The sequence below is a fragment of the Intestinimonas sp. HCP28S3_D6 genome, from assembly GCF_052065695.1.
Classification (GTDB): Bacteria; Bacillota; Clostridia; order Oscillospirales; family Oscillospiraceae; genus Intestinimonas.
On record NZ_JBQHTM010000067.1, the window covers coordinates 1 to 12,275 of the forward strand.

Sequence of the window (12,275 nt, forward strand, 5' to 3'; positions counted from 1 at the left end):
TCGCAAAGCAGCTCGCTGCCCACAACCGCCGCTCCAATAACTTCCCCATGAGACCTTTGGGTTGGCTTTCTCCTCGAGAGTTCACCGTCCAATATGTTTGACAAACCTACATCTGAAGAAAAAACTGAAAAAATTGTTTGGGATCAGCCGCCCATGTAGGAGAAGTGCATGTAGTCGTGGTAGCCGTAGGAGATGTCGGAGTCCCACTCCCAGGCGTCACCACCCCAGCTCCAGCCGTGCTCGGCAAAAATGCGGACCACGGAGCTGTCGGGGCCGATGGAGTAGGGGTCAGTACCCGGGGTCCAGTGACTCCCGGCCAGTACCTGGCCGTCCCGGATCTGGCAGTTCTCATTGGAGTTGATGTCGATGGCGGTGCCACAGTTGTGTTCGCCGGTGGCGGTATCGCCCCGCCAGGAGTAGCCGCCGATGTCGTGCATGGGGAACTGTTCCGGGTCGTTGTAGATCTCGGTAAAGATCTCCGTCACGTCCTGGGCCAGAGCGGCGTGGATGGTGAGGGACATGGTGGAGGGGGTCTTAACGCCGTTGGAGAGCTTCCAAACCGGCACGGTGATGGTGGTCATAGCGGCTTCGGCCTCCGCCTTGTTGTCAAAGCGGCGCTTGTCCTGGCTTCCGAAGAGGAGGAGATATTTTCTGGGGTTCTCTCCCTGGTAGTTCAGCAGGAAGTCCTGGGTCCAGTAGTCGTCATAGCTGGCTTCGCCCCGGTCCACCTTCTCCCAGAACTGCGCCTCCTGGATCTCGGCCTGGGTCATGGGGGTAAAGTCCAGGGTGTAGACGTCGCAGGCCGTGCTGATGGAGGTGCCGTAACCGCCGTCATAGTTGTAGTAGCTGGGCTCCACCTGGTAGGCCAGATAGGACAGGGAGTCGCCCACGGAGGCGCTCATCTGCTGATCGGGGAGGATGGACTGGCCGGTGGTGGTATCCACCACCCGGATTGTCACCGCCTTCTGCTCGCCGTAGTGGACCCTGTCCACCAGGTCCAGCACCCGCATGAGCAGCACGGCGCCGTCCGAGCGCTGGATGGTTTCGGCGCAGCCAAAGGAGCCGTCGGTGCGGCCGGAGATCACCCCGTGATCGGCCAGGGCGGACACTGCCTCCTGATGGAAGGCGTCCATCTGGCTCCAGTCGGTGAAGGAGGCGGCATTTGTCGGCTGCCAGCCGTAGACGCCTGCGTTTTCGGGCAGGGCCCGGGAGAGGAGGATGGCGGCATCCTGACGGGACACGGGGTCGGAGAGACTACCGCCCTGGAGGAAGGGCAGCGGATCGCCGCTTTCCAGGTAGCCGGCGTTCAGAGCCGCCTGGAGCCCTGCCTGATCCCAGGCCAGACCGGAGTTCAGAGCGGCGGTGTACTTGCCGGAGGCAAAGGTGCGGGCGAACATGGTGAGAAACTGACCCCAGCTCAAGGTGCCGGAGGGGTCGATGCGGCCGCCGCCCACACCCTGGATGATACCCAGATCGGCGGCCTGGGTCATGTCATCATAGGCCCAGTGGGAGATGGGCAGGTCGGTGTAGGACTGTGCGGAGGCGGCGGCAGGGAGGACAAGAAGAGCAGCCAGGGCAAGGGCACAGACGCGTTTCCAGATCCTCATGATTTCTCTCTCTTTTCTTTTTTTATTTTTGGCTCACTTCAGAGCCTTGGACACGGTTTTGAAAGCGGGGGTGCCGGAGACCTTCAGCAGATCGAAGGCGGCGCCCTCGGCGGTGAGGACGCAGGCGCCCATTCGGTCCATGAGGGAGAGGCCGTTCTGATAATTGTAGGGGGAGCGGGAGCAGATGGCGTCCCCGATGGGGAAAACCTTGTAATCCTGCTCCAGCAGGCTGCGGACCGTCTGATAGACGCACACATGGGTCTCGGTGCCGCAGACCATGACGCTGTGCCGGCCCAGCTCCTCCAGCACCGGCAGCAGGCCGTCCCGGGCGGCGTCAAAGGAGGACTTTTCCAGCATGCGGACGTCCGAGGGCAGCAGCCCGGCCACCTCCGGCACGGTGGGCCCCAGACCCTTGGGGTACTGCTCTGTGACCACCACGGGGATGTTCAGGGCCTGGGCGGCGGTGAGGAGGATGCCGGTGTTCCGGCAGACACGGGCTTGCTCCTCCATGGCGACCATGAGCTTGGTCTGGACGTCGATGATGAGGAGGACGGCGTCCTCCGCATCCAGGTGGAAACGGGTAAGCGGGTTGGTTCGATCCATAAGCATGTCCTTTCCGGGGCGTTGCCCCTTTTATGTCTGTCCGGATGGTACGGGCGGCTCGGACCGGGTGTCCTCCTCAAAGGGACCCAGCTCGTCAATGGTGTGCTTGGCCAGACGGACCAGAATGTGCCGCAGCTGGCTCAGATACTCCTCCGGCGGGATCTGCGCCCCCTCGGTGAGCCAGCGGATGATGGAGATGAGGATGGCGTCGCTGAAAAAGGTGACGTAGAAGTCCACATGCTCCACGCCGTCAAAGATGTCCTGTGCAAAGAAGGCCATGACGGGGGCAATGGCCTGCCCAAAATACTCCCGAAAGGAGTTTTGGCCGGAGATGAGCAGTGCGCTGCGGTAGAAGGCCTGTTCCCGGTAAAAATAGGCGCACATGTCTGCCAGGAGGCCCCAGCCACTGTGGTAGGCCTCCGGGTGGATAGACTGGAGAAACTCGGAGTCGAAGATCCAGTTCACCAGATCATATTTGTCCCGAAAGTGGTAGTAAAAGCTCTTCCGGCTCATGTTGCAGGCCTGACAGATGTCGCCCACGCTGATCTTAGAGAAGGGCTCCGCGCGCATCAAATCCTTCATGGCCTGTGCCAGGGCACGCTTTGTGATGTTGGAGTCCGGCATGACATCACCTCCCGGCGCGGCAGCCGCGCCTTTGGCCGTGACCCGACCCGGACGGCTGCGTTTACCCACCGTCCTTGGGTGATCCTGCGCCCGGCGGCGCAGGAAGTGCGCCACCAGAAATAAAAAAGTAAAAGATTGGAAAACGGCTATTTAAGGCAACACCGCATAACAGGCTTATAAAAGGTTCGGTATAGCAGGAGCTGCCAGAATTTATAAAGAAATCTTTTGTTTTCTGTTTGCGGGGCATCAATGATCAGACTGCCAGACAGGGCCTGTCAGCCAGAATCAGATTTGCCAGTGCAAACATCATATTCAGTTTTGCCGTCTGTTTTCGCAGCCCTCGGTATCGCGTCTTTCGGTATCGAAGCTGACCTTTGACGACAGCAAAAACGTGTTCTACTTTTGCCCGGACGGATGATTTTTCATGTTCTCTCCGTTTGAGCTGTCCTTGAGAACGAATAGATTTCTTGGCAATCTGCGAGGGGCGACGATTGATCTTATAGCGAATCCGTTTTCCGTTTGCATTCTTTTTTACAGCGTCCTCACGCTTTTCTGCCCCAAGATAGCCGCTGTCTCCATAGACAACGGTTTCCTCGCCTGTCAGCAATTCCGAGGTCATGGAGACATCGTGCTGATTGGCAGCAGTCACTTTTACCGTGTGGACAATACCGCTGTCCTTGTCCACACCAATATGAGCCTTATAGCCGAAATGCCATGTGTTTCCCTTTTTCACCTGATGTGCATCCGGGTCACGTTGCTTCTCTTTATTTTTTGTGGAACTCGGGGCAGAAATGATTGTGGAATCTACGATCGTTCCTTTTTTCAAAATCATTCCACGCTCCATCAGCAGCGATACAACCTGCGCAAACAATTTTTCCTGTAAGCTGTTCTTTACCAGCAGATTGCGGAAGCGACCCAAGGTGTCTCCATCCGGAACTTGATTGCTGGAGTCCACGCCACAGAACTCCGAAAATGCGCGACTGTCTATAACCTCCGCCACGGTTGCCATGTCGGAGAGGTCGTACAGGTTCTGAATCAGATAGATTCTCAGCATCCGTTCCAGATCATAGGGCTTATTGCCGCGCTCTCCTTTGTAATAGTACGGCTTGATGAGGGCAATCCACTCTCCCCACGGAACGATGCGCTCTATCTGCGCAAGAAATTCTTTTTTCTTCGTCCGCACCTGTGCAAGCTCATCGCTTAGAGCGGACAGACTCATTTGCTTATTCATGTGGATAGTATATCATATTTTGGCATATCTTGCATTATGCGGTATTGCCTTAAATAAAATAATTGGACAAATGTCCCGTAAATCAGCTGAGGGACCATGGTCCAACAGAGATTATTATAGCAGTCCGGTGTGCTTTTTTCAACCCGGAATGGGTTCCCTCAGGCCCGGGTAATGTCGTTGATCCACACCCGGGAGCGGAAGCGGCGCACACCGGTGCCGAATTTGGTGACCTGCTCCATGGTGATGCCCACGTAGACCCAGAAGATGCCCCACTGGAGGACCAGGCCGAAGAGAGCGGCCAGGGGCAGGGCCACGCACCAGAGGGGGAGGATGTCGATGCGCATGGCGGCACGGACGTCGCCGCCGCCCCGGAGGACCCCCACGGTGTTGTTGCTGTTAAAGGCCCGGAGGGCCAAAAAGACGCCGGTGAAGGTGAGCATCATGGTGGCGGTCCGGGCGGCGGTGTCGGAGAGGTGGAAGCGGGGGTAGACCGCCCAGGGCAGCACCCACCAGGCCGCCGCCGCCAGTCCAAGGCCGATGACGCCCCCGGCCAGCAGTGCCAGAGTGTCCATGGCGGCCCCCACCTGGTAGACCGGCTCCTTTCCCCGGCCGGCGCCGATCTCCCGGCCCACGATGATGGCGGTGGTGCCGCTGATGGCGAAGATGACCACGGTGCAGATGTCCTCGATGTTGCCGGCCAGGGCCCGGGCGGCCAGGATCTCGGTGCTCCCCTCCATGTGACCCATGACCACCTTATAAAGGGAGGTGCCCAGGCCCCAGAGGGTCTCGTTGACCACCACCGGGCCGGAGTAGCGCAGGAAGCGCCACAGCAGCTCGGTGCCCGGACGGAGGGCCAGACCCGGCCGCAGGCGGAAGCGGCGGTTGGTGAGGGCGTACACCGCCATGACCAGGAACTCCACCACCCGGGAGAGAAGGGTGGCCGTGGCGGCACCGGTAACCCCTAGCTGGGGAGCGCCCAGGTTACCGAAGATGAGGACCCAGTTGAGGAAGGTGTTGGTACACATGGAGATGGAAAAGATGATGAGCCCCAGCCGGGGGTGCTCCATGCTCCTGTGGGCCCCCACATAGACGCCGGTGATGCTGTTGAGGATGTAGGAGGGCCCCACAATGCGGGCGTAGTCCGCCGCCATAGCGGCCAGGGCGGGGTCGTTGGTGAGCAGCCCCATGAGCTGTGTCGGAAAGACGCTCATGGCCAGGGCGAAGAGGACCGAAATGGCGCCGGCCACATAGCAGCCCACGCCCAGGACCCGGTTGATGCTGTCGGTGTCCCCCTTGCCCCAGTACTGGCTGATGAGGACGGAGGAGCCGCTCTGGAGGCCGAAGATCACCAGCTGGATCACAAAGACGGGGATGTTGGCCAGGGTCACCGCCGCCAGAGGGGCCTCCCCCAGGGCGCCCACCATAAAGGTGTCTACCAGCCCCAGGGAGGTGGTGATGAGGTTTTGGGCCACGATGGGCAGGGCCAGGGTCACCACGTCCCGGTAAAAGGCCCTGCCCCGCCGCATATGGGCCAGCACGGCCTTACCGGGCGGAGACCCGGGCGGAGGTGATCTCCACCAGGGCCCGGACCAGGGCGTCGGCCTCCTCGGAGGTGCTCTCCGGGGAGAAGGACACCCGCAGCGCCCCCAGCAGCTCCACCTTGGGGCGGCCGGTGGCGGCAAAGACATGGCTAGGCTTGCCCCGGTGGCAGGCCGAGCCGGAGGAGACGCAGATGCCCCGGTCGCTGAGCTCTCGCACCAGCATCTCGCTGGGGTAGCCCGGCAGAGAGACGGCACAGATGTGGGGGGCGTCCCCGGGACTCACCACCACGCCCTGGGGCAGGGCGGCGGCAAAGGAGTCCAAAAAGTGATTTTTGGTATCTTCGATCCGCTTTGTATATGCCTCCCGGTGGTCCATCCAGGCCTGGCAGGCGGCGGCCAGGGCGGCGATCTGGGCGGTGGGCTCGGTGCCGGGGCGCATGCCGCTCTCCTGCCCGCCGCCTAGCAGAAGCGGCTTCAGCTTCAGGTCCTTGCGAATATATTGGGCGCCGATGCCCTTGGGGGCACGGACCTTATGGCCGCTGATGGTGAGCAGGTCCACCCCCAGGTCCTTGGGGGTGAAGGGCACCTTCAGAAAGGCCTGGACGGCGTCGGTGTGAAGGAGGGCGGGGGAGCCGGTAGCCCGGATGGCCTCCGCAGCCTCCTTCACCGGAAGGATGGTGCCAAGCTCGTTGTTCACCAGCATCATGGACACCAGCACCGTGTCCGGCCGCAGGGCGGCAGTCAGGTCCTGGGGGTCGATGCGGCCCCACCGGTCGGGGCGCAGGTAGGTCACCTCATAGCCCTGATTGGCCAGGGCCCGGATGGGCTCCAACACAGCGGAGTGCTCGATGGCGGTGGTGATGATGTGGCGGCCCTTTCGCTTGCCGTACTCCACGGCGGCCCGGATGGCCCAATTGTCCCCTTCGGTGCCGCAGGAGGTGAAGAAGAGCTCCTCCGGCAGGCAGCCCACCGCCGCCGCCACCACGGCCCGGTCGGCCTGAAGCCGCTCTGCCGCCGCCGCGCCGTGGGCGTATCGGGAGGAGGGGTTCCCAAAGCCCTCCGTCATAACGGCCATGGCAGCCCGGGCCGCCTCCGGGCACACCTTGGTGGTGGCCGCGTTGTCCAGATAGATCATGTGCTCCTGCGCTCCTTCTCATGTCCCCAAATGAATGGTTTTCGGGCCGGAAAACGGTGTGTCCGGCCCGCAGATAAACAATATTCTACCGCCGCTGGGGAAAACCGTCAAGAGGTGGCGGAATGGGGCCGGTAAAGGGCGGGTTTTTGGTGGATTTGCGGTGGGATAACGGTTGACAGACCGGCTCAGGGAAGATATACTAAATTCCGACGAAATTACAAGGATTTACAGGGCGGGCCGCCCCCGCCCGGGAAAGGAAGGACATACATGAGCGCAATCAAGCTCCGGGAAAACATTTGGTCTGTGGGTATCCAGAACCCCGCCCTGCGGGTGTTCGACATTGTGATGGAGTCCAAGTATGGCACCACCTACAACGCCTATCTGGTCACCGGCGGGGAAAAGACCGCCCTCATCGAGGCCGTCCACAAGGACTACTTCGACGAGCTGGTGCGGAACGTAGAGGAGGTCATGCCCATCGAGAAGGTGGACTATCTCATCATGAACCACACCGAGCCCGACCACTCCGGCGGTGTCCGTGCCCTGCTGGACCGCTGCCCCAACCTGACGGTGCTGTGCTCCGCCTCGGCCAAAAAGTTCCTGAGCGCCATCTCCAACGAGGAGTTCCCCTGCCGGGTGGTGAAGAACGGGGATACCCTGGACCTGGGTGGCAAGACCCTCACCTTCATCTCTGCCCCCCTGCTCCACTGGCCTGACTCCATGTTCACCTGGGACGAGGCGGACAAGACCCTCTTCACCTGCGACTTCCTGGGTGCCCACTTCTGTGAGCCCTCCATGGTGGACACCGGCATCCACGCCGTCTACCGCCGGGCCTATGAGGGAGAGCTGCGCTACTACTTTGACTGCATCTTCGGGCCCTTCAAGCCCGCCGTGCTGGACGGCCTGGACAAGATGCCCGCCGAGGCCGAGCTGGTGTGCACCAGCCACGGTCCCTGCCTCACCACCGCCACCCTGGAGCAGGTGAAGGAGTGCTACCGCCAGTGGGCCACCCCCGCCCCCCGGCCCGCCGTGAAGACCGCCGCGGTGCTCTACTGCTCCGCCTATGGCTGCACCGCCTCCCTGGCCAAGGCCGCCGCCCAGGCCCTCGCCGATGACGGCTGCCAGGTCACCACCGTGGACCTGGTGGACCCCCAGGGCGCCGACGTGGCCGGTCTGGTGAACGGCTGCGACATTGTCCTCTTCGGCGCCCCCACCATCAACCGCTCCGCCCCCGAGGCCATCTGGAACGCCGTCCACGCCGTGGACGCCATCAACACCCGGGGCCGGGCCGCCGGTGCCTTCGGCTCCTTCGGCTGGACCGGCGAGGCCGCCGGCATGGTCCACGAGCAGCTCAAACAGCTGAAGTTCGCCTTGCCCGAGGCCCCCTTCAAGGTCTGCTTCACCCCCACCGAGGACGACCTGGCCGCCGTGGCCGCCTGGGCTCGGTCCGTGGCCGCCCTGGTGAAGGACCCCGCCCCTGCCGCCCCCGCCAAGAGCCAGAAGTACATCTGCAAGCTGTGCGGCTACATCTACGATCCCGCCGCCGGTGACCCCGACCACGGTGTGGCCCCCGGCACTGCCTTTGCCGACGTGCCCAGCCTGTGGACCTGCCCCCTGTGCGGCATGGACAAGGCCATGTTTAAACCCCTTTAAGGCTCGGGATATAGAACCGAAAACCGGAGACGCCCCAACAGCGTCTCCGGTTTTTTCGGCGTAAGGGAGGAACACCATGAAGGAGCGAGACGACCGCCTGGTGCTGGACGCGGCGGCTCTGGCGGGGGAGATTTTACTGGAGAGCGGCGCTGAGATCTTCCGGGTGGAGGACACCATCTACCGCATCGCGGCGGCCTACGGTGTGGAGGAGGCGGAGGCCTTCGTTCTCAGCAGCGGCATCTTCCTCACCTCCGAGGGGGAGGGCCGCAAGACCTTCGCCCGGGTCAAGCACATCCCCCTGGTGGGCGCCCGGCTGGACCGGGTGAGCGCCGTGAACCAGCTCTCCCGGGAGATCGAGCAGGGACTCCATACCCCAGAGGAGGCCATGGAGCGGCTCAAGGCCATCCGGGCCATGCCCCGTCTGCCCGCATGGCTCCAGGTCCTGGCCTCGGGGGTGGGCAGCGGCTGCTTCTGCGTCCTCTTCGGCGGGGACTGGGCCGACGCCCTGACGGCGGCGGCTGCCGGCCTCCTCCTCTATCTCTACCTCCTCTTTGTGGTAAAGGGGCGGCTCTCCAAGATCGCCTCCAACATCACCGGCGGCGCCCTGGTGACCCTGATCTGCGTCCTCCTCTACGGCGCCGGACTGGGCCATCACCTGGACATGATGATCATCGGGTCCATCATCCCCCTGGTGCCCGGGGTGGCCTTCACCAACGGCATCCGGGACATCGCCGACGAGGACTACATCGCCGGGTCGGTGCGGCTGCTGGACGTGCTGCTGGTCACCTTCTGCATCGCCTTCGGGGTGGGGACCGTCATGGCCGCCTACCACGCCCTCACAGGGCTGTAAGGGGGTGACGGCCGTGCTGGAATGGATCGCCCAGGTCCTCTCGGCGGCGGTGGGTACCGCCGCCTTCGCCCTTCTCTTCAGCGTACCCCCCAACTGCTACCTCCGCTGCGGCGTCATCGGCGGCCTGGGGTGGCTGTGCTACCTGGCCCTGGACCGGCTGGGGCTGGGTACCATCGTCTCCATCTTCGCCGCCACTGCCCTGGTGGTGTTCTGCTCCCGGTACTCAGCGGTGCGCCGCCGGTGCCCCGTCACCCTCTTCCTCATCCCCGGTATTTTTCCCCTGGTGCCCGGCGCCGGCATCTACTGGACGGCCTATTATGTGGTCACCGACCAGCTGGACCTGGCCGCCCGGAAGGGCTTTTCCACCCTGAAGGCGGCGGTGGCCATCGTGTTGGGCATCCTGCTGGTCTTTGAGCTGCCCCAGGGCCTCTTCCGCGCCCTGGCACAGCGGAGAGGAAAATAAAAAAGCGTGTGGACACTGGTCCACACGCTTTTTTCTTGTGTTCATCGGAACATACTCAGCCCTGCTTGGCGGGCACCTTCCAGATGTCCCGGGCGTAGTCCCGGATGGAGCGGTCGGCGGCAAAGATGCCGGACTTGGCAATGTTGATGAGGGCCATCTTGTTCCACTGCTTGGGGTCCAGATAGGTCCGGCCGGTCCGCTCATGGGCCTCCCGGTAGCTCTCGAAGTCGGCCAGGAGCATATACTCGTCGGCCATACCGCCGTTGGCGCCGAAGAGGAGCCGGTTGGTGATGTCGGAGTAGCTCACCCCGTCGCCGAAGCCCTGGGTGATCTGGTCCAGCACGGACTTCAGGAGGCCGTCGCGCATGTAGTACTCGTAGGCGCGGTAGCCTTTGCTCTTCTTTTCGGCCACCTCGTGGGCCTTCAGGCCGAAGAGGAAGATGTTTTCGTCGCCCACCTGCTGATGCATCTCCACGTTGGCGCCGTCCAGGGTGCCGATGGTGAGGGCGCCGTTCATCATGAACTTCATGTTGCCGGTGCCGCTGGCCTCCTTGCCGGCGGTGGAGATCTGCTCGGAGAGCTCGCTGGCGGGCATGAGCTTCTCGGCCAGGCTCACCCGGTAGTTCTCCAAAAAGACCACCTGGAGCCGGTCCTTGCAGGCGGGGTCGCTGTTGACGGCCTGGGCCAGGGAGTTGATGAGGTGGATGATGTCCTTGGCCACGGAGTAGCCGGGGGCGGCCTTGGCGCCGAAGAGGTAGGTCCGGGGGGTGAAGTCGAAGTGGGCGTCGTTTTTGAGCTGCTGGTAGAGGTAGGTGATGTGCATCACGTTGAGGAGCTGGCGCTTGTACTCGTGGAGGCGCTTGACCTGCACGTCGAACATGGCGTCGGTGTTGAGCACCACGCCGGACTCCCGGGCCACGTAGGCGGCGAAATTCCGCTTGTTCTCGGCCTTGATGGCGGCCAGCCGCTCCAGCACGGAGGCGTCGTCCTGGTGCTTGAGCAGGCACTCCAGCTGCTCGGGGTGGAGCTGGTAGCCCTTGCCGCCGCAGTCCTGGATGAGGGCGTCCAGCTTGGGATTGATCTCGCTGAGCCAGCGGCGGTGGTCGATGCCGTTGGTCACGTTCTTGAACTTCTCCGGGGTGCGGACATACACGTCGTGGAAGGTCTCACGCTTGAGGATCTCGGAGTGGAGGGCGGACACGCCGTTCACCGCGAAGCAGGCGCACACGCACAGGTTGGCCATGCGGACCTCGCCGCCCCAGATGATGGCCTGATCCCGCACCTTGGACTGGTCGCCGTGGAAGTACTCGTTGAGCTGGGCCTGATAGCGGTTGCTGATCTCCACCAGGATCTGCCAGATCCGGGGCAGCAGGGACTCGATGAGCTGCTGGGGCCAGCGCTCCAGGGCCTCCACCATGATGGTGTGGTTGGTGTAGGCCACGGTGTTGGTGACGATGTGCCAGGCCTCGTCCCAGGTGTAGCCCTCCTCATCCAGCAGGATGCGCATGAGCTCGGGGATGACCAGGGTGGGGTGGGTGTCGTTGATCTGGATAACGTGCTTCTGGTGGAAGTTGCGCAGGGTGCCGTACTCCGCCTTGTGCTGCCGGCAGATGGACTGCACGGTGGCGGAGACGAAGAAATACTGCTGTTTCAGGCGCAGGGACTTGCCTTCGTAGTGGTTGTCCTCGGGGTAGAGGACCTTGGCGATGGACTCGGCCATGGCCTTCTGCTCGGTGGCCTTCAGGTACTCGCCCCGGGAGAAGAGGGACATGTCCAGGGGGGTGGGGCTCTTGGCGTCCCACAGCCGAAGGACATTGACGTGGTCGGTGCCGTAGCCGGCGATCTCCATGTCCTTGGGCACGGCCAGCACGTCGTTGCCGCCCTCGTAGACCACGGAGTGGCTGCCGTCGGGGCCCCACACGTCCTTCACGGTGCCGCCGAAGTGGACCTTCTCGGTCTCATCCATCTTGGGGATGAGCCAGCAGTCGGAGATGTCCAGCCAGTTGTCGGGCAGCTCCACCTGCTGGCCGTCCACGATCTTCTGCTTGAAGAGACCCAGCTCGTAGCAGATGGAGTAGCCGGTGGCGGGGATCTCCAGGGTGGTCATGGACTCCAGGTAGCAGGCGGCCAGACGGCCCAGGCCGCCGTTGCCCAGGCCGGCGTCGGGCTCCACCTCAAAGAGGTTGGGGGCGGAGAAGCCCAGGTCCTCGATGGCCTCCTTCAGCTGGGGCAGGACGCCCAGGTTGTAGGCGTTCTTCTCCAGGGAGCGGCCCATGAGGAACTCCAGGGACAGGTAGTGGACCTGGCGGGCGTGGCTGTCCCGGATGCGGCTCTGGGTGGCCAGCTCCCGGGCGGACATGATGTCCCGCAGCACCAGGGCGCAGGCCCGGAACATGTGGACAGAGGTAGCCTCCTCCACTTCACGCCCAAAATTCCGGCGGAGCTTGCCGACAATCTGCTCCTCCAGCTCTTTTTTGGTATATTTCGTAGACATTGGCATACGTCTCCATTTCATAAAGTTCAACGCGGTACAAGAGGTTCGGGGGGGGGGGGGGCCCCCCCCCCCCCCCC

General features: G+C 62.9%; 10 protein-coding genes. 3 read left to right on the forward strand and 7 right to left on the reverse strand.

The features are described from left to right. Positions 1-143 precede the first annotated feature (143 nt). From ACTNBK_RS15470 to ACTNBK_RS15495, 6 genes are all read right to left on the reverse strand, one after another. On the reverse strand, positions 144-1,607 hold the full coding sequence (locus ACTNBK_RS15470) for an S-layer homology domain-containing protein (protein ID WP_441147457.1): 1,464 nt from the start codon (positions 1,605-1,607) through the stop codon (positions 144-146). Positions 1,608-1,640: 33 nt separating this feature from the next. After that, positions 1,641-2,210, reverse strand: a complete 570-nt coding sequence (locus ACTNBK_RS15475) for an isochorismatase family protein (RefSeq protein WP_441147458.1) — start codon at positions 2,208-2,210, stop codon at positions 1,641-1,643. 30 nt (positions 2,211-2,240) lie between these two features. Beyond that, a complete protein-coding gene (locus tag ACTNBK_RS15480; RefSeq protein ID WP_441147460.1) occupies positions 2,241-2,834 on the reverse strand; it encodes a TetR/AcrR family transcriptional regulator C-terminal domain-containing protein in 594 nt (197 codons plus the stop codon). 253 nt (positions 2,835-3,087) lie between these two features. Beyond that, positions 3,088-4,053 carry an IS5 family transposase gene (locus tag ACTNBK_RS15485; RefSeq protein ID WP_441147471.1) on the reverse strand — a complete coding sequence of 322 codons (966 nt, stop codon included), beginning with the start codon at positions 4,051-4,053 and terminating at the stop codon, positions 3,088-3,090. 170 nt (positions 4,054-4,223) lie between these two features. Further along, entirely contained in the window at positions 4,224-5,591 is a 1,368-nt protein-coding gene (locus ACTNBK_RS15490; RefSeq protein WP_441147462.1) for an MATE family efflux transporter, read from the reverse strand. Positions 5,592-5,607: 16 nt separating this feature from the next. Beyond that, positions 5,608-6,741: a cysteine desulfurase family protein gene (locus ACTNBK_RS15495; protein WP_441147463.1), complete on the reverse strand. Its 1,134-nt coding sequence runs from the start codon at positions 6,739-6,741 to the stop codon at positions 5,608-5,610. Between the two features lie 267 nt (positions 6,742-7,008). Here ACTNBK_RS15495 and ACTNBK_RS15500 point away from each other — a divergent pair, with 267 nt between their 5' ends. The 3 genes from ACTNBK_RS15500 (at position 7,009) to ACTNBK_RS15510 (ending at position 9,704) form a co-directional block, all read left to right on the forward strand. Next, positions 7,009-8,391, forward strand: a complete 1,383-nt coding sequence (locus tag ACTNBK_RS15500) for a rubredoxin (protein ID WP_441147464.1) — start codon at positions 7,009-7,011, stop codon at positions 8,389-8,391. Between the two features lie 76 nt (positions 8,392-8,467). Next, on the forward strand, positions 8,468-9,241 hold the full coding sequence (locus ACTNBK_RS15505) for a threonine/serine exporter family protein (protein ID WP_441147465.1): 774 nt from the start codon (positions 8,468-8,470) through the stop codon (positions 9,239-9,241). A gap of 13 nt (positions 9,242-9,254) precedes the next feature. Next, positions 9,255-9,704, forward strand: a complete 450-nt coding sequence (locus ACTNBK_RS15510) for a threonine/serine exporter family protein (RefSeq protein ID WP_441147467.1) — start codon at positions 9,255-9,257, stop codon at positions 9,702-9,704. A gap of 55 nt (positions 9,705-9,759) precedes the next feature. Here ACTNBK_RS15510 and glgP read toward each other — a convergent pair whose 3' ends face one another. After that, entirely contained in the window at positions 9,760-12,198 is a 2,439-nt protein-coding gene (glgP, locus tag ACTNBK_RS15515) for a glycogen/starch/alpha-glucan family phosphorylase (RefSeq protein ID WP_441147469.1), read from the reverse strand. Positions 12,199-12,275 lie beyond the last annotated feature (77 nt).